The organism is Arthrobacter paludis (assembly GCF_056782315.1).
The window spans coordinates 1-19,140 of sequence record NZ_JBXAEW010000013.1 but is presented as its reverse complement, the minus strand read 5'-3'; the positions used below and the strand labels follow the sequence as shown (position 1 = coordinate 19,140).

At 73.9% G+C, this 19,140-nt stretch carries 15 protein-coding genes; 13 read left to right on the top strand and 2 right to left on the bottom strand.

Annotation, left to right across the window (positions count from 1 at the left end; translation table 11 throughout):
* Positions 1-4 precede the first annotated feature (4 nt).
* From AC1Q5D_RS12110 to AC1Q5D_RS12060, 11 genes are all read left to right on the top strand, one after another.
* On the top strand, positions 5-1,342 hold the full coding sequence (locus tag AC1Q5D_RS12110) for a dihydroorotase (protein WP_481738714.1): 1,338 nt from the start codon (positions 5-7) through the stop codon (positions 1,340-1,342).
* Complete coding sequence (locus tag AC1Q5D_RS12105) at positions 1,342-1,884, top strand: PH-like domain-containing protein (protein ID WP_481738713.1); 543 nt, start codon at positions 1,342-1,344, stop codon at positions 1,882-1,884. The genes AC1Q5D_RS12110 and AC1Q5D_RS12105 overlap by 1 nt, the downstream gene beginning before the upstream one ends.
* On the top strand, positions 1,881-3,065 hold the full coding sequence (carA, locus tag AC1Q5D_RS12100) for a glutamine-hydrolyzing carbamoyl-phosphate synthase small subunit (protein ID WP_481738712.1): 1,185 nt from the start codon (positions 1,881-1,883) through the stop codon (positions 3,063-3,065). Before AC1Q5D_RS12105 ends, carA begins: the two co-directional genes overlap by 4 nt.
* Positions 3,066-6,359 carry a carbamoyl-phosphate synthase large subunit gene (gene carB, locus AC1Q5D_RS12095; protein ID WP_481738711.1) on the top strand — a complete coding sequence of 1,098 codons (3,294 nt, stop codon included), beginning with the start codon at positions 3,066-3,068 and terminating at the stop codon, positions 6,357-6,359.
* Positions 6,352-7,206, top strand: a complete 855-nt coding sequence (pyrF, locus tag AC1Q5D_RS12090; RefSeq protein ID WP_481738710.1) for an orotidine-5'-phosphate decarboxylase — start codon at positions 6,352-6,354, stop codon at positions 7,204-7,206. Before carB ends, pyrF begins: the two co-directional genes overlap by 8 nt.
* A gap of 95 nt (positions 7,207-7,301) precedes the next feature.
* Positions 7,302-7,634, top strand: a complete 333-nt coding sequence (gene mihF / locus AC1Q5D_RS12085; RefSeq protein WP_481738709.1) for an integration host factor, actinobacterial type — start codon at positions 7,302-7,304, stop codon at positions 7,632-7,634.
* 11 nt (positions 7,635-7,645) lie between these two features.
* Positions 7,646-8,224, top strand: a complete 579-nt coding sequence (gene gmk / locus AC1Q5D_RS12080; RefSeq protein ID WP_481738708.1) for a guanylate kinase — start codon at positions 7,646-7,648, stop codon at positions 8,222-8,224.
* Positions 8,225-8,267: 43 nt separating this feature from the next.
* Complete coding sequence (gene rpoZ, locus AC1Q5D_RS12075) at positions 8,268-8,540, top strand: DNA-directed RNA polymerase subunit omega (RefSeq protein WP_481738707.1); 273 nt, start codon at positions 8,268-8,270, stop codon at positions 8,538-8,540.
* A gap of 6 nt (positions 8,541-8,546) precedes the next feature.
* The gene (coaBC, locus tag AC1Q5D_RS12070; protein ID WP_481738706.1) at positions 8,547-9,794 is read left to right on the top strand and encodes a bifunctional phosphopantothenoylcysteine decarboxylase/phosphopantothenate--cysteine ligase CoaBC; all 1,248 of its coding nucleotides are present in this window, start codon (positions 8,547-8,549) and stop codon (positions 9,792-9,794) included.
* Between the two features lie 9 nt (positions 9,795-9,803).
* On the top strand, positions 9,804-11,009 hold the full coding sequence (gene metK, locus AC1Q5D_RS12065) for a methionine adenosyltransferase (RefSeq protein WP_481738705.1): 1,206 nt from the start codon (positions 9,804-9,806) through the stop codon (positions 11,007-11,009).
* 4 nt (positions 11,010-11,013) lie between these two features.
* Positions 11,014-13,023 carry a primosomal protein N' family DNA-binding protein gene (locus AC1Q5D_RS12060; RefSeq protein ID WP_481738704.1) on the top strand — a complete coding sequence of 670 codons (2,010 nt, stop codon included), beginning with the start codon at positions 11,014-11,016 and terminating at the stop codon, positions 13,021-13,023.
* Between the two features lie 5 nt (positions 13,024-13,028).
* On the opposite strand, the gene AC1Q5D_RS12055 is transcribed toward AC1Q5D_RS12060, so the two are convergent.
* Positions 13,029-13,916: an alpha/beta fold hydrolase gene (locus tag AC1Q5D_RS12055; RefSeq protein WP_481738703.1), complete on the bottom strand. Its 888-nt coding sequence runs from the start codon at positions 13,914-13,916 to the stop codon at positions 13,029-13,031.
* 209 nt (positions 13,917-14,125) lie between these two features.
* Between AC1Q5D_RS12055 and leuS the strand changes: the two genes are divergently transcribed.
* Positions 14,126-16,615 (top strand): leucine--tRNA ligase, encoded by a 2,490-nt coding sequence (gene leuS / locus AC1Q5D_RS12050; protein ID WP_481738702.1) that lies wholly within the window; start codon positions 14,126-14,128, stop codon positions 16,613-16,615.
* An 8-nt stretch (positions 16,616-16,623) separates the two neighbouring features.
* Positions 16,624-17,589: a DegV family protein gene (locus AC1Q5D_RS12045; RefSeq protein WP_481738701.1), complete on the top strand. Its 966-nt coding sequence runs from the start codon at positions 16,624-16,626 to the stop codon at positions 17,587-17,589.
* A gap of 16 nt (positions 17,590-17,605) precedes the next feature.
* On the opposite strand, the gene AC1Q5D_RS12040 is transcribed toward AC1Q5D_RS12045, so the two are convergent.
* A complete protein-coding gene (locus tag AC1Q5D_RS12040) occupies positions 17,606-18,847 on the bottom strand; it encodes an IS110 family RNA-guided transposase (protein WP_481737057.1) in 1,242 nt (413 codons plus the stop codon).
* Positions 18,848-19,140: the final 293 nt, after the last annotated feature.

The following is a 19,140-nucleotide window of genomic DNA, read 5'->3' as shown; positions in this document are numbered from 1 at the left end:
CCCCATGACCACGACCGGGACCACCCACCTGCTGCGCGGCGCCACCCTGCCCGGCGGCGGCACCGCCGACCTGCTGCTCGCCGACGGGGTCATCGCCGCCGTCGGCGCCGACGCGGCCGGGCACCCCCGCGCCGCCGGCGCAGCCGTCGTCGAGGCCGCCGGCCTCGTCGCCCTGCCGGGGCTCGTCGACCTGCACACGCACCTGCGCGAGCCGGGCCGCGAGGACGCCGAGACCGTCGAGACCGGCACCCGCGCCGCGGCGCTCGGCGGCTTCACCGCCGTGCACGCCATGGCGAACTCCAACCCGGTGGCCGACACCGCGGGCGTCGTCGAACAGGTCTGGAGCCTGGGCCGGCGCAGCGGCTGGGTGGATGTCCGCCCCGTCGGCGCCGTCACGGTCGGGCTCGGCGGCGAGCGGCTCGCCGAACTCGGCGCCATGGCCGACTCGCGGGCCGCCGTGCGCGTCTTCTCCGACGACGGCATCTGCGTGCACGATCCCGTGCTCATGCGCCGCGCCCTGGAGTACGTCAAGGCGTTCGACGGCGTCGTCGCCCAGCATGCGCAGGAACCGCGCCTGACCGAGGGCGCCCAGATGAACGAGGGCGAGGTCTCCGCGGTGCTCGGGCTGACCGGCTGGCCGGCCGTCGCCGAGGAGAGCATCATCGCCCGCGACGTGCTCCTGGCCGAGCACACCGGTTCGCGCCTGCACGTCTGCCACGTCTCGACGGCCGGCTCCGTGGAGATCGTCCGCTGGGCCAAGTCCCGCGGCATCGACGTCACGGCGGAGGTCACCCCGCACCACCTGATCCTCACGGACGAGCTGGTCCGCTCCTACGACCCCGTCTACAAGGTCAACCCGCCGCTGCGCCGCGAGGCCGACACGCACGCGCTGCGCGAGGCCCTGGCGGACGGCACGATCGACATCGTGGGCACCGACCACGCCCCCCACCCCTCCGAGTCCAAGGAGTGCGAGTGGGCCCAGGCGGCCATGGGCATGACCGGCCTCGAGACCGCGCTGTCCGTCGTGCAGCACACCATGGTCGAGACCGGCCTGCTGGACTGGGCCGGCGTGGCGCGGGCCATGTCCACGGCGCCCGCCCGCATCGGCCGCGTCGCGGACCAGGGCCGGCCGCTGGAGGCCGGGGCCCCCGCTAACGTCGCGCTCGTCGACCCGGCCGCCCGCTGGACCGTGGACCCGCACGCCATGGCCACGAAGGGCCGGAACTCCCCGTTCGCCGGGATGGAGCTGCCCGGCCGGGTCGCGGCGGTCTTCCACCGCGGCCACCCCACCGTCCTCGGCGGGGCGCTGAACACGCCGAGGCCGGCGGAGGCCGGCCTCTGATGGAGAACCTGCCCACCATCCTGGCCACGCTGGCCGTGTGCCTGGCCGCGGTCGCGCTCATCGGGCTCGGCTGGCGCAACCGGCTCCGCCGCCAGACGGGCGTGGCCGCCCCGGCGCCCGCCCCGGCGGGGCTCGGCGAGCCCGCCGCCGCGGCCGAGGGCCAGTACGTGTCCACGACGACGGCGGGGGACTGGCTGGACCGCATCGCCGTCCACTCCCTGGGCGTGCGCTGCGACGCCCTGGCCGAGGTGCACGCGGCCGGCGTGCTGTTCCGCCGCGCCGGCACCACCGACCTCTACATCCCGCGGACCGACCTCGTGGGCGTGCGCCGCAGCTCCGGGCAGGCCGGCAAGTTCGTCGAGCGCGACGGCCTGCTGGTGTTCACCTGGACGCTCGGCGACCGCCACGTCGACACCGCCTTCCGGCCGCGGGCCGCCGCGGACATGCGACGACTCGAGGCCGCCCTGGCCGCCCCCGCGCCGGCGACCCCCGGCACCGATACCTCCCCCCAGAACCCCGGACCAGAAAGGGACACCCCGTGAGCCCGACCCGCACCACCGAACCCGCCGTGCTCGTCCTCGAAGACGGGCGCGCCTTCCGCGGCACCGCCTACGGGGCCGTCGGCACCGCCCTCGGCGAGGCGGTCTTCGCCACCGGCATGACCGGCTACCAGGAGACCATCACCGACCCCTCCTACGCCCGCCAGCTCGTGGTGCAGACCGCGCCGCACATCGGCAACACCGGCGTGAACCGCGCCGACGCCGAGTCCCGCCGCATCTGGGTGGCCGGCTACATCGTGCGCGACGCCGCCCGCCGCCCGTCCAACTGGCGCTCCGAGCGCCCGCTCGACGACGAGCTCGCCGAGCAGGGCGTCGTGGGCATCCAGGGCGTCGACACGCGCGCCATCACCCGGCACCTGCGCGAGCGCGGGGCCATGAAGGCCGGCATCTTCTCCGGGGACGCGGCCCGCCGCCCCGAGGCCGAGCTGCTCGCCGAGGTCGCCGCCCAGCCGGCGATGGCCGGCGCGCGCCTCGCCGAGGAGGTCAGCGTGGACGAGGCCTACACGGTCGAGCCGGCGGACCACGGGTACGCCGGCGAGCCGGTGGCCACGGTCGCCGCCGTCGACCTCGGCCTCAAGGCGATGACGCCCCGGCGCATGGCCGAACGCGGGATCCGCGTGCACGTCCTGCCCGCCACGTCGACGCTCGAGGACGTGCTCGCCGTCGACCCGGACGGGTTCTTCATGTCCAACGGTCCCGGCGACCCCGCCACCGCCGACGCGCAGGTGGGCCTGCTGCGCGACGTCCTGGACCGCCGGCTGCCGTACTTCGGCATCTGCTTCGGCAACCAGATCCTGGGCCGCGCCCTCGGCTTCGGGACGTACAAGCTCCGCTACGGGCACCGCGGGATCAACCAGCCGGTCATGGACCGCACCACGGGCAAGGTGGAGATCACGAGCCAGAACCACGGCTTCGCCGTCGACGCGCCCCTCGACGGCGCGGTCGAGGCGCCCGAGGCCCGGTTCGGGCGCGTCGCGGTCTCCCACATCAGCCTCAACGACAACGTCGTCGAGGGCCTGCGGTGCCTCGACATCCCCGCGTTCTCCGTCCAGTACCACCCGGAGGCGGCGGCCGGCCCCCACGACGCCGCCTACCTGTTCGACCGCTTTATCGACGTGATGGCACAGGCCAAGGCCGACGCCGCGACCGAGGAAGAGAAGTAGATGCCCAAGCGTGAAGACCTCAAGTCCGTCCTGGTGATCGGCTCCGGGCCGATCGTCATCGGCCAGGCCGCGGAGTTCGACTACTCCGGCACGCAGGCCCTGCGCGTGCTGAAGGAGGAGGGCCTGCGGGTCATCCTCGTGAACTCGAACCCGGCCACCATCATGACCGACCCGGAGTTCGCCGACGCGACCTACGTCGAGCCGATCACGCCCGAGGTCGTCGAGAAGATCATCGCCAAGGAGCGGCCCGACGCCGTCCTGCCGACCCTGGGCGGGCAGACCGCGCTGAACGCGGCGATCGCCCTGGACAAGAACGGCGTGCTGTCCAAGTACGGCGTCGAGCTGATCGGCGCGAACATCGAGGCCATCGAGCTGGGCGAGGACCGCGAGAAGTTCAAGGGCGTCGTCGAGCGCTGCGGCGCCGAGTCCGCGCGCTCCGAGATCGTCCACAGCATGGACGAGGCCCTGGCCGCCGCGGGCCGGCTCGGGTACCCGATGGTCGTCCGCCCGTCCTTCACCATGGGCGGCCTCGGCTCCGGCATGGCGTACAACGAGAAGGACCTGCGCCGCATCGCCGGCGCCGGCATCCAGTACTCGCCCACCTCCGAGGTGCTCCTGGAGGAGTCCATCCTCGGCTGGAAGGAGTACGAGCTGGAGATGATGCGCGACAAGAACGACAACGTCGTGGTCGTCTGCTCCATCGAGAACTTCGACCCGGTCGGCGTCCACACGGGCGACTCCATCACCGTCGCGCCCGCCATGACGCTCACCGACCGCGAGTACCAGAAGCTGCGCGACATCGCGATCGCGGTCATCCGCGAGGTCGGCGTCGACACGGGCGGCTGCAACATCCAGTTCGCCATCGAGCCGGACACGGGCCGCGTCGTCGTCATCGAGATGAACCCGCGCGTCTCCCGCTCCTCCGCGCTCGCTTCGAAGGCCACCGGCTTCGCGATCGCGAAGATCGCCACGAAGCTGTCCCTGGGCTACACGCTGGACGAGATCCCGAACGACATCACGCGCAAGACGCCGGCCAGCTTCGAGCCGACGCTCGACTACGTCGTCGTGAAGGTCCCGCGCTTCGCGTTCGAGAAGTTCCCGGCCGCCGACCCGACGCTGACGACGACCATGAAGTCCGTCGGCGAGGCCATGGCGATCGGGCGCAACTTCACGGAGGCGCTGCAGAAGGCGCTGCGCTCCCTCGAGCAGAAGGGCGCCCAGCTCACGTTCGACGCCCCCGACGCGGCCGAGATCGACCGCCTCGTGGAGGAGAGCCGCGTCGGCAGCACCGGGCGCCTGGCCATGGTCCAGCGCGCGCTGCTCGGCGGGGCTCCGATCGAGCGGCTCTACGAGGCCACGGGCATCGACCCGTGGTACCTGGACCAGCTGCAGCTGATCAACGAGACCGCCGAGGCCATCCGCTCCGCCGGGGTCCTGACCGAGGAGACGCTGCGCCTGGCGAAGCGGCACGGCTTCTCCGACGAGCAGATCGGCGCCCTCACCCACACCCCCGAGGCCGTCGTGCGCGGCGTGCGCCACGCCCTGGGCGTCCGCCCGGTGTTCAAGACCGTGGACACGTGCGCGGCCGAGTTCGCGGCCTACACCCCGTACCACTACTCGTCCTACGACGAGGAGACCGAGGTCGAGACCCACGCGAAGCCCAGCGTCATCATCCTGGGCTCGGGCCCGAACCGCATCGGCCAGGGCATCGAGTTCGACTACTCGTGCGTGCACGCCACCATGGCGCTGCGCGAGGCCGGGCACGAGACCGTCATGGTCAACTGCAACCCGGAGACCGTCTCCACGGACTACGACGTCTCGGACCGCCTGTACTTCGAGCCGCTCACGCTCGAGGACGTCCTGGAGGTCATCGCGGCGGAGGAGGCCACGGGCGGCGTCCTGGGCGTGTACGTCCAGCTCGGCGGCCAGACGCCGCTGAAGCTGGCCCAGGCGCTGGCCGACGCCGGCGTGCCGATCCTGGGCACGTCCCCGGAGGCCATCGACCTCGCCGAGCACCGCGGCGCGTTCGCCCGCGTCCTGGAGTCCTCCGGCCTCGTGTCCCCGAAGAACGGCACGGCCGTGTCCTTCGAGGAGGCCAAGCGGATCGCCGACGAGATCGGCTACCCGGTCCTGGTCCGCCCGTCCTACGTCCTGGGCGGCCGCGGCATGGAGATCGTCTACGACGAGGCCAACCTGGCGCGCTACATCGCGAACGCCACCGAGATCACCGAGGACCACCCGGTGCTCGTGGACCGCTTCCTCGAGGACGCCATCGAGATCGACGTCGACGCCCTCTACGACGGCACCGACCTGTACGTCGGCGGCATCATGGAGCACATCGAGGAGGCCGGCATCCACTCCGGCGACTCCGCGTGCGTGCTGCCGCCGATCACGCTGGGCGCCGACGTCCAGGCGCGCGTCGCCACGGCCACCCGCGCGATCGCCGAGGGCGTGGGCGTGCGCGGGCTGATCAACATCCAGTTCGCCCTGGCCTCCGACGTCCTCTACGTCATCGAGGCCAACCCGCGCGCCTCGCGCACCGTGCCGTACGTGTCCAAGGCCACCGGCGTGCAGCTGGCCAAGGCGGCCGCGCTGATCGGCACGGGCGAGACCATCGCGGGCCTGCGCGCCTCGGGCCTGCTGCCCGCCAGCGGCGACGGCTCGGAGCTGCCGGCGGACGCTCCGGTCGCCGTGAAGGAGGCCGTGCTGCCCTTCGCCCGCTTCCGCACCCCCGAGGGCACCGTGGTCGATTCCCTCCTCGGCCCGGAGATGCGCTCCACGGGCGAGGTCATGGGCATCGACAAGCACTTCGACACGGCCTTCGCGAAGAGCCAGGCCGGCGCCAACAACCCGCTGCCCGTCTCCGGGCGCGTGTTCGTCTCGGTCGCCAACCGGGACAAGCGCTCCATCGTCCTTCCCGTGAAGCACCTGGCGGACCTCGGGTTCGAGATCGTCTCCACGGGCGGCACCGCCGACGTGCTGCGCCGCAACGGGATCGCTGCGACCGTGGTCCGCAAGGTCCGCGAGGGCAGCGCCGACGGCGAGGAGAACATCGTCGACCTCATCACGGACGGCAGGATCGACATGATCCTCAACACCCCCTCCGGCGGGGACGCGCGCGGCGACGGCTACGAGATCCGCGCGGCCGCGACCAGCGTCGGCACACCCGTCATCACGACGGTCGCGGAGTTCGGGGCGGCCATCCAGGCCATCGAGGCCATGCGCCAGTACGAGTGGTCGGTCACGAGCCTGCAGGAGCACGCGGCCCGGCTCAAGGCGTCCGCGCATGCCTGAGCCGCGCACCGCGCCGGCCGGCCGGGCCCCGTTCGGGGCCCGGCTGGCCGCGGCCATGGGCGAGCACGGGCCGCTGTGCGTCGGCATCGACCCCCACCCGGGCCTGCTCCGCGACTGGGGCCTGGAGGACTCGGCGGAGGGGCTGCGCGCCTTCTCGCAGCGCGCCCTCGAGGCCGCGGCAGGGAGGTCCGCGGCCGTGAAGCCGCAGGTCGCCCTGTACGAGCGCCACGGCTCGCGCGGGCTGGCCGCCCTGGAGGAGCTGCTGGCGGCGGCCGCCGACGCCGGGGTCCTCACCATCGCCGACGCGAAGCGGGGGGACATCGGCTCCACGATGGCGGCCTACGCGGACGCGTGGCTCGCCGAGGGCAGCCCGCTGGCGGCGGACGCGGTGACGCTGAGCCCGTACCTCGGCTTCGGATCGCTGCGGCCGGCGCTGGACCTGGCGGCCGGCACGGGCCGCGGCGTGTTCGTCCTGGCGCTGACCTCCAACCCGGAGGGCGCCCGCGTCCAGCACGCCGGGGGAGACGACTCCGCGGCGGCCCGCGTGACCGCGGACGCCGCGGCCGAGAACGCCGGCGCCGACCCGTTCGGTTCCGTCGGCCTCGTCGTCGGCGCCACCGTCGGCGACGCGCTGGAGCGCCTCGGGATCGACCTGGCCGCGGCGAACGCCCCGATCCTGGCGCCCGGCCTGGGCGCCCAGGGCGCCACGGCGGCCGATCTTCGCCGCACGTTCGCCGGGTGCTGGGGCCGGGTCCTGGCGACGAGCAGCCGGGGCATCCTCCGGGCCGGGCCGGACGCCGGGGCGCTGCGCGAGGCCGTGCTGCGCACCCGCGACGGGCTGGCCTGAGGCCCCGATCCATTGCGTCCTGGCCACCGGTTCGCTACTTTCGGTGAACGGCCACCGGAACCTTCGGGGTTCCTAGTCAACCGGGGGTTCACGCTATGGTACTGAAGTCACTGTCGGACGAGGACCGGGCCCGGGCCCGCGCCAAGGCCCTCGCCTCGCGGACGCGCCGGGCCGAGGTGAAGGCGCAGTTCGGCGCGGGCCGGCTCCCGATCACCGAGCTGCTGGCCGCCGCCGAGTCCGACGACGCGGTCGGCCGGCTCCGCGTGGTCGACCTCCTCGAGAGCGTGCCCGGCGTCGGAGCGATCCGCGCGGCCGCCCTCATGGAGCGCCTCGGCATCTCGCCCAACCGCCGCCTGCGCGGCCTGGGCCGCAAACAGCGCGAGGCGCTGACCCGGCACTTCGCCGAGTCGCCGCCCGCCAAACACTAGGGAAGGACCCCATGCCGGCCGAGAGCCAACCCCACGTCACCGTCCTCGCCGGGCCCACCGCCGTCGGCAAGGGCACGGTTTCCACCTACATCCGGGACAACTACCCGGAGGTGTGGCTCTCGGTCTCCGCGACCACGCGCGACCCGCGGCCGGGCGAGGAGGACGGGATCCACTACTTCTTCGTCGGCCCGGAGGAGTTCGAGCGGCTCGTCGACGCCGGGGAGATGCTCGAGTGGGCGGTCGTGCACGGGCGCAACCGCTACGGAACCGTCCGCGCGAAGGTGGAGGAGGCCGTGGCCGCCGGCAAGCGGGTCCTGCTCGAGATCGACCTGCAGGGGGCGCGCCAGGTGAAGGCCGCCATGCCGGAGGCGCGCTTCGTGTTCCTGGCGCCGCCCTCGTGGGAGGAACTGGTGCGCCGGCTCGTCGGCCGGGGCACCGAGAGCGAGGAGGAGCAACAGCGCCGCCTCGAAACCGCTAGAATGGAACTCGCGGCCGAGCGGGAGTTCGACCTGACCATCGTGAACGACGACGTGCGGCGCGCCGCCGACGAACTCGTCTCGGTCATGGGACTCGTCCCGCACCGCCGGTAGGCCGCGCCGGCCATTCGACCACACCGACAACCATGGAGGCTTCGTGTCCACGGACCTTGAGGGCATCATCCACCCGCCCATCGACGAGCTGCTGACCACCACCGATTCCAAGTACGCGCTGGTGATCAACGCCGCCAAGCGGGCGCGCCAGATCAACGCCTACTACTCGCAGCTGCACGAGGGGCTGTTCGAGTACGTGGGCCCGCTCGTGGACACCCGCCTCAACGAGAAGCCGCTCTCCATCGCCCTGCGCGAGCTCAACGACGGCCTGCTCGAGGTCGCCCCGGTCGCCGCTCCCGCCGACGACGCCGAGTAGCGCCCCATGGCGACGGCCCGGCGCATCGTTCTCGGCGTGGGCGGCGGGATCGCCGCCTACAAGGTGGCGTCCCTGCTGCGCCTGCTCCGCCGGGACGGGCACCGGGTCGATGTCGTGCCGACCTCCAACGCACTGCGCTTCGTGGGGCGCCCGACCTGGGAGGCGCTCTCCGGGCGCCCGGTCACGGACGACGTCTTCGACGCCGTCGACCAGGTCAACCACGTCCGGCTCGGCCAGGAGGCCGACCTCGTCGTCGTCGCCCCGGCCACGGCCGACCTGTTGGCCCGCGCGGCGGCGGGCCTCGCCGACGACCTGCTGACCGGGACCCTCCTGGCCACCCGGGCCCCGGTGGTCTTCGTGCCCGCCATGCACACCGAGATGTGGGAGCACGCGGCGACGCGGGCGAACGTCGCGACGCTGCGCGGGCGCGGGTGCACCGTCCTGGAACCCGCCGTCGGGCGCCTCACCGGACCGGACTCCGGTCCCGGCCGCCTGCCCGAGCCCGAGGACATCCACGCCGCCCTGGCCGGGCACCTCGACGGGGCCGCCCCCGCCCCCGCCGCCGCGCCGCTGGCCGGGCGTACCGTCGTCGTCACCGCGGGCGGCACCCGCGAACCCCTGGATCCCGTCCGCTTCCTCGGCAACCGCTCCTCCGGGAAGCAGGGCGCCGCCATCGCGCGCGCGGCCGCCGCGGCCGGAGCGCGCGTCCGCTTCGTCGCCGCCCACCTGGAGGTCCCCGTCCCCGAGGGGGTCGAACTGTCCACCGCGTCCACCGCGCTGGAGCTGCGCGACGCCGTCGACGCGGCCGCCGAGGGCGCGGACGCGCTCGTCATGGCCGCCGCTGTCGCCGACTTCCGCCCCGCCACGTACGCCGGGAGCAAGATCAAGAAGGGCGACGACGGCGGCGCCCCCACCATCGAACTCGTCCGCAACCCGGACATCCTCGCCGAGCTCGTCGCCCGCCGCGCCGACGAGGGCCAGGCCACGCGCCTGCCGCGCCTGATCGCCGGCTTCGCCGCCGAGACCGGCGACGACTCCGGCACCGTCGCCGAGCACGGGGCGGCCAAGCTGGCCCGCAAGGGCTGCGAGCTGCTCTTCGTCAACGAGGTGGGGGAGCGGCTCGGGTTCGGCCAGGACACCAACGCCGTGGCGGTGCTCGCCGCCGACGGTACCCCCGCGCGCCACGTCTCCGGCACCAAGGACGAGGTCGCGGCCGGGATCGTCGCCGCGCTGGCCGAGGCCCTGAACCGGTAGAGTGGACGGGTGAGCGAGACCAACACCTCCCTGCGCCTGTTCAGCTCGGAATCCGTCACCGAGGGCCACCCCGACAAGATCTGCGACCAGATCAGCGACGCGATCCTGGACGCCATGCTCGCGCAGGACCCCGATTCCCGCGTGGCCGTGGAGACCCTGACCACCACGGGGCTCGTCCACGTCGCCGGCGAGGTCACCACGGATGGCTACGTGGAGATCCCGCAGCTGGTCCGCGAGACCATCCTCGGCATCGGCTACGACTCCTCCGCCAACGGGTTCGACGGCGCGCGCTGCGGGGTGTCCGTCTCGATCGGCCAGCAGTCGCAGGAGATCGCGGACGGGGTCTTCAACTCGCTCGAGGCGCGCCAGGGGATCCAGCACGACCCGCGGGACCTGCAGGGCGCGGGCGACCAGGGCATCATGTTCGGCTTCGCCACCGACGAGACCGACGTGCTGATGCCGGCCCCCATCCACCTGGCCCACCGGCTCTCCGAGCGCCTCACCGAGGTCCGGAAGAACGGCCTGCAGCCGCTGCTGCGCCCGGACGGCAAGACGCAGGTGACCATCGGCTACGACGGCGACAAGCCCGTCTCCGTGGAGACCGTCGTCGTCAGCTCCCAGCACGCCCGCGAGCTGTTGCTGCCCCAGCTGCAGGAGGAGCTGCTCGACCTGGTCGTCAAGCCGGTCCTCGCCGGGACCGGCCTGGACACCTCCGGCACGCGCATCATCCTGAACCCCTCCGGCCCGTTCATCATCGGCGGCCCCGTCGGGGACGCGGGGCTGACCGGCCGCAAGATCATCGTCGACACGTACGGCGGCTACGCCCGCCACGGCGGGGGCGCGTTCAGCGGCAAGGACCCCTCGAAGGTCGACCGCTCCGCCGCCTACGCCATGCGCTGGGTGGCCAAGAACGTCGTCGCCGCGGGCCTCGCCCGGCGCGCGGAGGTCCAGGTCGCCTACGCGATCGGCATGGCGCACCCCGTCGGGCTGTACGTGGAGACCTTCGGCACCGAGCAGGTCGACCCGCTGCGGATCGCCGAGGCCATCCGCGAGGTGTTCGACCTGCGCCCCCTGGGCATCATCGAGGACCTGGACCTCAAGCGCCCCATCTACCAGCGCACCGCCGCCCACGGCCACTTCGGCCGCGAGGAGCCCGACTTCACCTGGGAGCGCACGGACCGCGCGGCGGCCCTGCGCGCCTACTTCAACGCGTAGGGACGTGGACGGGGCCCGCCAGCCGAGCCTGCTCTCCGGCTTCGACTCGACGCGGCCGCTGCCGGGCACGCCGCGCGCGGCCGCCCGGCAGCCCGTGGCGCGCGTGGTCCTGGAGACCCAGGTGCCCCACCTCGACCGTCCCTACGACTACCTGGTCCCGGCCGAGCTGGACGCCGACGCGCGGCCCGGCGTGAGGGTGCGGGCGCGGTTCGGAGGCCAGGAACTGCCGGGCTTCCTCGTCGAGCGGCGCGAAGAGGCGGAACCGGGCGTCCGGCTGCAGGCCCTGGGCAAGGTCGTCTCGCCCGAGCCCGTGCTGACCGCGGCCGTCCTCGAGCTGTGCCGCGCGGTCGCGGCCCGCGGCGCCGGCACCGTCCCGGACGTCCTGCGCGCGGCCGTGCCGCCGCGCATGGCGCGCGTCGAAAAGGAGCCCGCCGCCGAGCCGCGCCCGCCCCGGCCCCCCGCGGGGGAGTCTCCGGGCTGGGCGGAGTACGACGGCGGCGCCGCGTTCCTGTCCGCCCTCGCCGCCGGCGGCAGCCCGCGCGCCGTGGCCACGGCCGCCCCGAACCTGCCCGGCGGCTGGCCCGGCCTCGTGGCCGACGCCGTCGCCGCCGCGTGCGCCTCCGGACGCGGCGCCGTCGTCGTCGTCCCGGACGGGCGCGACCTCGACCGGGCCTGTGCGGCCCTGGCCGACGCCCTCGGGGCCGACGCGTTCGCGCGGCTGAGCGCGGACGACGGCGCGACGCCGCGCTACCGCGCGTTCCTCGCGGCCGCGCGGGGCACCGTGCGCGTCGCGGTGGGCACCCGCAACGCCGCCTTCGCCCCGATCGCGGACGCCGGCCTGCTCGTGCTCTGGGACGACGAGGACACCTCCCACGCCGAGCCGCGCGCCCCCTACCACCACGCGCGCGAGACCCTCCTGCTGCGGGCCGGACTGGCCGGCGCGGGCCTGCTGCTGCTTGGCCCCGGACGGAGCCTGCCGGCGCAGCGGCTCGTCGCGTCCGGCTGGGCGGCCGAGCTCGCCGTTCCGCGTCCGCGGCTGCGCGGGCTGGCGCCGCGCGTGGTCTCGAGCTCCGACTCGTTCGAGCGCGAGCGCGACCCCCTGCTGCACGCCGCCCGGCTGCCCGCGCTCGCGTGGCGCACCGCCGCGGACGCGCTGGAGCGCGGGCCCGTCCTGGTCCAGGTGGCCCGCACCGGGTTCGTCCCCGCCCTGCGGTGCGAGCGCTGCCGCCAGCCCGCCCGCTGCCCGGACTGCACCGGGCCGCTGGGCTACCGGGATGCCCGCTCGGCCCCGGAGTGCCGCTGGTGCGGGGAGCGCCAGCCGTCGTGGCGGTGCCCCGAATGCGGAGGCGTCCGCCTCCGGGCCGGCTCCGTCGGCGCGGACCGGACGGCGGAGGAGCTGGGCCGGGCGTTCCCGGGCACCAGCGTCGTCGCGGCGACCGGCGCGCACCCCCGCGAGTCCGTGCCGGACGCCCCGGCGCTCGTCGTGGCCACGCCCGGGGCGGAGCCGGTGGCGGAGGGCGGCTACGCCGCCGTGCTGCTGCTCGACGGCGACCGGATGCTCGCCCGGGACGCCCTGGATACGGACGCCCAGGTGCTGCACCGGTGGCTGTCCGCGGCCAGGCTCGCGCGCCCGGCGTCCGCAGGGGGGACGGTCGTCGTTGCGGCCGGGCAGTCCCTGCCGCAGGCGGCGCTCGTGCGCTGGGACCCGGCCGGCTTCGCGACCCGCCTCCTGGCCGAGCGCCGGGCGCTGGGGCTGCCGCCGGCCGTCCGCTCCGCCGTCCTGACCGGGCCGGCGGAGGCCGCCGACCGCTTCGTGGAGCGGCTCGAGCTGCCCGAATCCGTCCGCACCACGGGGCCCGTGCTCGAGGACGACGGAACGCACCGCTGGCTGCTGTTCTTCCCGCTCGCCGACGGGGACGCCGCGACGGCCGAACTGCGGCGGCTGCGGGCCGTCGCGTCCGCGCAGCGGGAGCCGCTGGTCTCGGTGCGGGTCGACCCGCTCGGCGAGCTGTAGCGCGCCTACCGCGCGAGGAACCGCGTGATGTGCCCGGCCGCCGTCGCCGGGGCCTCGTAGTGGATCAGGTGGCCCACGCCGGGCACGACCGCCAGCTCCGCGTCCGGGAACGCGTCCGCGAGGGTGCGCTGGTCCTCCACCGGGCCGAGCGCGTCCCGCTCGCCGACGACGAGCAGCGTCGGGCAGGACACGGCCGGGGCGACCTGCCGGACGGTGGAGGAGACCGAGCACGCGAACGTCTGGGCCAGCGACTCACGGGACGCGAACCCGCCGAAGTACCGCCGGTGCTGCTCGCGCACGTGGGCGCGCATGCCGGGGTCCTTCGAGGTGCCCATCGCTGCGCTCATCGCGTCGGTGACGAGCCGGCTGCGCAGCAGGGCCAGCCCGGCGCGCTCCGGAAGGACGCGGCCCAGCGCGTAGTACGCCCCGGCCAGCAGCGACAGCGTCCGCTGCGGTCCCTCGAGGGCGGGGTCGCAAATGGGGTTGACCAGCACGAGTGCGGCGAAGTCGCCGGGGTGCGCGGCGGCGTAGCGGGCGGCGACGCTCGAGCCGTAGCTGTGCCCGAGCAGGATCGCGTCCGGCCCGATCCCCAGCGCCGCGCGCAGGGCGCCGATGACCCGGCCGTAGGAGGAGGCGTCGTGCGGCAGGGCCGCGAACGGCGTCGACGCGCCGAACCCGGGCAGGTCCGGGACGACGACGGTGTGGCGCGGCAGCGCCGCCACGAGCTGGGCCAGGCCGTGCCGGTCGCCGCGGAACCCGTGGACGGCCAGCACCACGCCGGCGGCTGGGCCCCCCACGGCGGGGTAGGTCCACACCCGGACCTCCGATCCGTCCACCGGGACGGTCGTGGCCAGGCTCGGGCGGGGCGGGGCGGCGGGCGTCGCGGTGCTCATGCAGCCAGCCTAGCGGCGGGGCGGAGGGCCGCCGCTGTGTAGAATAAGCCCCATGAAGGCGACCGTGTCCCTAGCGTAGCCGCGCGCAGCAGCGCGCGGCGGCCCCTTGCGTGCAAGGGGCTTTTTCGTGCCCGCGGAGCCGCGGGCGGGACCGCCGGCGACCCGCCGGACCGCAGAGCCAAGGCCGCACCAGAAGAGGCGAATCGACAGTGAGCACCGACGCAACCGGGACGGACACCGGGTACGTTTTCCAGGATCTCGAGGCCAAGTGGGCCCCCGTGTGGGAGGAGCTGGGGGTGTTCTCGCCCCGGGACGACGGGTCGGCCGAGCGCCGCTACGTCCTGGACATGTTCCCGTACCCCTCCGGCGACCTGCACATGGGCCACGCCGAGGCGTTCGCGATGGGGGACGTCGTCGCCCGCTACTGGCGCCAGCTCGGCTACGACGTGATGCATCCCATCGGATGGGACTCGTTCGGCCTGCCCGCCGAGAACGCCGCCATCAAGCGCAACGCCCACCCCGCCGAGTGGACCTACGCCAACATCGAGACCCAGGCCGCCTCCTTCAAGCGCTACGCGATCAGCGCCGACTGGGACCGCCGCCTGCACACCTCCGACCCGGAGTACTACCGCTGGACCCAGTGGCTCTTCAACCGCTTCTACGAGAAGGGCCTGGCGTACCGCAAGAACTCGCCGGTGAACTGGTGCCCGAAGGACCTGACGGTCCTGGCCAACGAGCAGGTCGTCAACGGCGCGTGTGAACGCTGTGGCACGCCCGTGACGAAGAAGGCCCTGAACCAGTGGTACTTCAAGATCACGGACTACGCGGACCGGCTGCTCGACGACATGGAGCAGCTCAAGGGGCACTGGCCGGAGCGCGTGCTGGCCATGCAGCGCAACTGGATCGGGCGCTCCGAAGGGGCGCACGTCCGCTTCGGGATCGAGGCCACCGACTCGCGCGAGGCCCGCGACGTCACCGTCTTCACGACCCGCCCGGACACGCTGCACGGGGCGACGTTCTTCGTCGTCGCCGCCGATGCGCACCTCGCACTGGACCTGGTCGCCCCCGAGCGGCACGACGCCCTCATGGACTACCGCGAGCAGGTCAAGGCCCTCTCCGACATCGAGCGCCAGTCCACCGAGCGCGAGAAGACGGGCGTGTTCCTGGGCCGCTACGCCGTGAACCCGCTCAACGGCGAGAAGCTGCCGGTCTGGGCCGCCGACTACGTGCTGGCCGACTACGGGACCGGGGCGATCATGGCCGTCCCGGCCCACGACCAGCGCGACCTCGACTTCGCCCGGGCCTTCGACCTGCCCGTGCGCATGGTCGTCGACACGGGCGAGGAGGACCCGGCGGAGACCGGCGTCGCCACGAGCGGCGACGGCACGCTCGTGAACTCCGGCGAGCTCGATGGGCTGCCCAAGGCGGAGGCCATCGCCCGCGCGACCGGCATCGTCGAGGCCGCCGGCACCGGCGAGCACACGGTGAACTACCGGCTGCGCGACTGGCTGCTCTCGCGCCAGCGCTTCTGGGGCGCACCGATCCCCATCATCCACTGCGACGAGTGCGGCGAGGTGCCGGTCCCGGACGACCAGCTGCCGGTGCGCCTGCCGGACGACCTGCGCGGCGAGGCGCTCGCCCCGAAGGGGACGTCCCCGCTGGCCGCGGCGGCCGACTGGGTCAACGTCGACTGCCCGAGCTGCGGGCAGGCGGCCCTGCGCGACACCGACACGATGGACACGTTCGTCGACTCGTCCTGGTACTACCTGCGCTTCGCGTCCCCGCAGTACACGGAGGGCCCGTTCGACGTCGAGGCCGTGCGCCGGTGGCTCCCCGTCGGGCAGTACGTGGGCGGCGTCGAGCACGCCATCCTGCACCTGCTCTACTCGCGGTTCTTCACGAAGGTCCTGAACGACCTCGGCCTCGTGGACTTCAACGAGCCGTTCTCGGCGCTGCTGAACCAGGGCCAGGTGCTCAACGGCGGCAAGGCGATGAGCAAGTCGCTGGGGAACGGCGTGGACCTGGGCGAGCAGCTCGACCGCTTCGGCGTCGATGCCGTGCGCCTGACGATGGTCTTCGCCTCGCCGCCCGAGGACGACGTCGACTGGGCCGAGGTGTCCCCGTCCGGCTCCGCGAAGTTCCTGGCGCGCGCCTGGCGCCTCGCCGGCGATGTCGCCTCCGCGCCGGGCTCCGCGCCGGAGTCGGGCGACAAGGGCCTGCGCCAGGCCACCCACCGCACGGTCGCCGAGGCGGCCACGCTGCTGGACTCGGGGAAGTTCAACGTCGTCATCGCCAAGACGATGGAGCTGGTCAACGCGACCCGCAAGGCGATCGACGCGGGCTGCGGCGCGGCCGACCCCGCGGTGCGCGAGGCCGCCGAGGCGGTCGCCGTGCTGCTGAGCCTGTTCGCCCCCTACACGGCCGAGGACATGTGGGCGCGGCTGGGCCACGAGCCGTCCGTGGCCAACGCCGGCTGGCCGGCGGTCGACCCGGCCCTCGTCGTCCAGGACACGGTCACGGCGGTGGTCCAGGTCAAGGGCAAGGTCCGCGACCGGTTGGAGGTCCCGGCGGACATCGGCGAGGACGAGCTCCGCGAGGCCGCGCTGGCGTCCCCGGCCGTCCAGCGCTCCCTGGACGGCGCGGAGATCCGCACCGTCGTCGTCCGGGCGCCGAAGCTCGTCAACATCGTCCCGGCCTAGGCCAGGCGATGGCGCAGGGACGTCCCCGCGAGGGCGAGCCGAACGGCGCGGGGACCCCCGGGTGGCTCCCGCGCTGGCGGGGCTTCGGCCGCGCCCCGGGGACCGCCCAGCGCACCGCCGTCGTCACCGACACCGCGGCAGCCCTGCCGGACGACTGGGTCGCGGCGCACGCCGGTAGCCTCGCCGTCGTCCCGCTCCCCGTGATGGTGGACGGCCAGATCTACACGGAGGGGCTGGACGACGTCGAGTCGGCCCTCGCGATGGCGCTGGCCACGGGGCGGCCCGTGCAGACCTCCCGGCCGGCCCCGGGCCTGCTGCTGCGCACGTACCGCGAGCTTGCGGCCGCCGGCGCCACCGAGATCGTCTCCGTGCACCTCTCCGCGCACCTCTCGGGCACCGTCGAGGCGGCCCGCTGGGCCGCCGGGGAGAGCCCCGTCCCGGTCACCGTCGTCGACTCGGGGACCGTGGGCATGGCCCAGGGCTTCGCCGTCATGGACGCCGTCGCCGCCGCCGTCGCCGGCAGGCCCGGACCCGCGGTGGCCGGCATCGCCTCGACCGCGCACCGGAACGGCATCGCGTTCGCCGTCCCGGGCCTCGAGCAGCTGCGCCGCGGCGGCCGCATCGGCACCGCCGCCGGCATGATCGGGACCCTGCTGGCGGTCAAGCCGATCCTCGGCATCGAGGGCGGCAGGATCGTGCTGCGCGAGAAGGTGCGCACCTTCCCCCGCGCCGTGGCCCGGCTCGGCGAATGGGGCCGCGACCAGGCCGGCCTGCACCCCGGTGGGGCCCGCCTCGCCGTCCACCACTTCGGTTCCGCCGACCAGGCCCGCGAGTTGGTGGACTTCCTTGCCCCGGCCACCGACCTGCCGGTCCTGGAGGTCGCGCTGCCCACCGTGCTGGCCGCGCACACCGGAGCGGGCGTGCTCGGCGTCGTGGCGGCCCCCGCCGCGTCGCTGCCCGGTCCGCCCTCCTAGTACGAAAGTAGGTGGGTCATGCTGCGACGGTGGGGCTGAGGGTGACGTTGTAGCCGAGGGCCTTCAGGTGCCTGATCGCGTTGTTCTTGGCCCTGGCGGGATCCATCCTGGTGAGGGAGTCCGATCCGGGGTCTTGGTAGCACTCGCCTTGGGCGAGCATGTGCCAGGCGGCCTCGAGGATGGCGTGCTCGGTCGCGACGAGGGCCTTGGTCCGGCCGCGGCGGGCGGCGATCCGCTTGTAGCGGGCGCCGAGGTAGGTGTTTTTGGGGTGTCGGGCGATCGAGAGCGCGGCGGTGCCGAGGGCGCCCTTGAGGTAGCGGTTCCCGGGCCGGGTCTTGCTGGACTTGACCCGTCCGGCGGATTCGTTGTGGCCTGGGACGAGCCCGGCCCAGGAGCAGAGCCGGCCCGGGGTCTGGAAGCGGCTCATGTCGGCCCCGGTTTCCGCGACGACGGTGTCGGCGACGGTGGTGGAGACCCCGGGGATGGTGGCGAGGAAGTCCCTCGCGGCGCGAAAGGGGGACATCGCCTCCTCGATGCGGGCGGTGAGCTGGTCGATCCATTCCGTCATCGAATCGATCCGCTCCAGGTGCATCCGGCAGATGAACGCGTGGTGGTCCGTGAAGCGGCCGGTGAGGGCCTCGACGAGTTCGGGGAGCCGCCGGCGAAGGGTGCCCCGGGCCAGGTCCGCCAGGACCTGCGGGTCGCGTTCGCCGGCGACGAGCGCCTCGAGCATCGCGCGGGCCGAGACCCCGGTCAGCTCCGAGGCGGTCGAGGAGAGCTTGATTCCGGTGGACTCGAGGAACTTCTCCAGCCTGTGGATCTCCCGGGTGCGGTCCTGGGTCGCCAGCGTCCGTGCCCGGGTCAGGTCCCGCAGCTGCCGGACCGGCTCGGGCGGGACGAAGCAGGCGCGCAGCAGCCCGTGCGCGCCGAGCTGGGCCAGCCATGCGGCGTCGGAGACATCCGTTTTGCGGCCCGGGATGTTCCGGGCGGCCTTGGCGTTGACCAGCATCACCGGCAGCACGTCCTCGAAGAGGTAGTAGAAGGGCTTCCAGTAGTCGCTGGTCGCCTCCATCACCACCGTCGTGACCCGCTCGGCCAGCAGCATCTCGCGCAGGGCCAGGATCTCGTTCGTGGTCGCTCCCCAGGTGGTGACTGTGGTGGTGAAGGTCCCGGGCCGTTTGCCCGGGGCGCGGATGGCGACCTTCGCGTCGCGCTTGGAGATGTCGATCCCCGCGGACCTCTCGTGGATCAAATCCATGATGGCGAACCTCCCCTGACAGCAGTGGTCTTCGGTTGTGCGCCTGCCGTGGAGAGGGCTGTTGGGATTCAGGAATCTAGTACTCGTGCTCGAGGCAACAATCCACGGTGCCCGTGGGGGCCCTCCGCGCCACGCTAGCCCACGGGCCAAACCGATGCACCAAGGACGGACCGGCGTCACCGCGGCAGACACCACCATCATCGGTCCCAAACCGGCCCCGGCGATACGCCACGGGCGAGCCGAACCGGAACTTTCGACCGCCACGGCGCGCAGCGGCGCTGGCTCGCTAGCCC

What these genes read in the sequence shown, in the direction of transcription:
- AC1Q5D_RS12110 (WP_481738714.1), top strand. Translation starts at nt 5, where the DNA reads ATGACCACGACCGGGACCACCCACCTGCTGCGCGGCGCCACCCTGCCC.
- AC1Q5D_RS12105 (WP_481738713.1), top strand. Translation starts at nt 1,342, where the DNA reads ATGGAGAACCTGCCCACCATCCTGGCCACGCTGGCCGTGTGCCTGGCC.
- carB (WP_481738711.1), top strand. Translation starts at nt 3,066, where the DNA reads ATGCCCAAGCGTGAAGACCTCAAGTCCGTCCTGGTGATCGGCTCCGGG.
- pyrF (WP_481738710.1), top strand. Translation starts at nt 6,352, where the DNA reads ATGCCTGAGCCGCGCACCGCGCCGGCCGGCCGGGCCCCGTTCGGGGCC.
- mihF (WP_481738709.1), top strand. Translation starts at nt 7,302, where the DNA reads ATGGTACTGAAGTCACTGTCGGACGAGGACCGGGCCCGGGCCCGCGCC.
- gmk (WP_481738708.1), top strand. Translation starts at nt 7,646, where the DNA reads ATGCCGGCCGAGAGCCAACCCCACGTCACCGTCCTCGCCGGGCCCACC.
- coaBC (WP_481738706.1), top strand. Translation starts at nt 8,547, where the DNA reads ATGGCGACGGCCCGGCGCATCGTTCTCGGCGTGGGCGGCGGGATCGCC.
- AC1Q5D_RS12055 (WP_481738703.1), bottom strand. Translation starts at nt 13,916, where the DNA reads ATGAGCACCGCGACGCCCGCCGCCCCGCCCCGCCCGAGCCTGGCCACG.
- AC1Q5D_RS12045 (WP_481738701.1), top strand. Translation starts at nt 16,624, where the DNA reads ATGGCGCAGGGACGTCCCCGCGAGGGCGAGCCGAACGGCGCGGGGACC.
- AC1Q5D_RS12040 (WP_481737057.1), bottom strand. Translation starts at nt 18,847, where the DNA reads ATGGATTTGATCCACGAGAGGTCCGCGGGGATCGACATCTCCAAGCGC.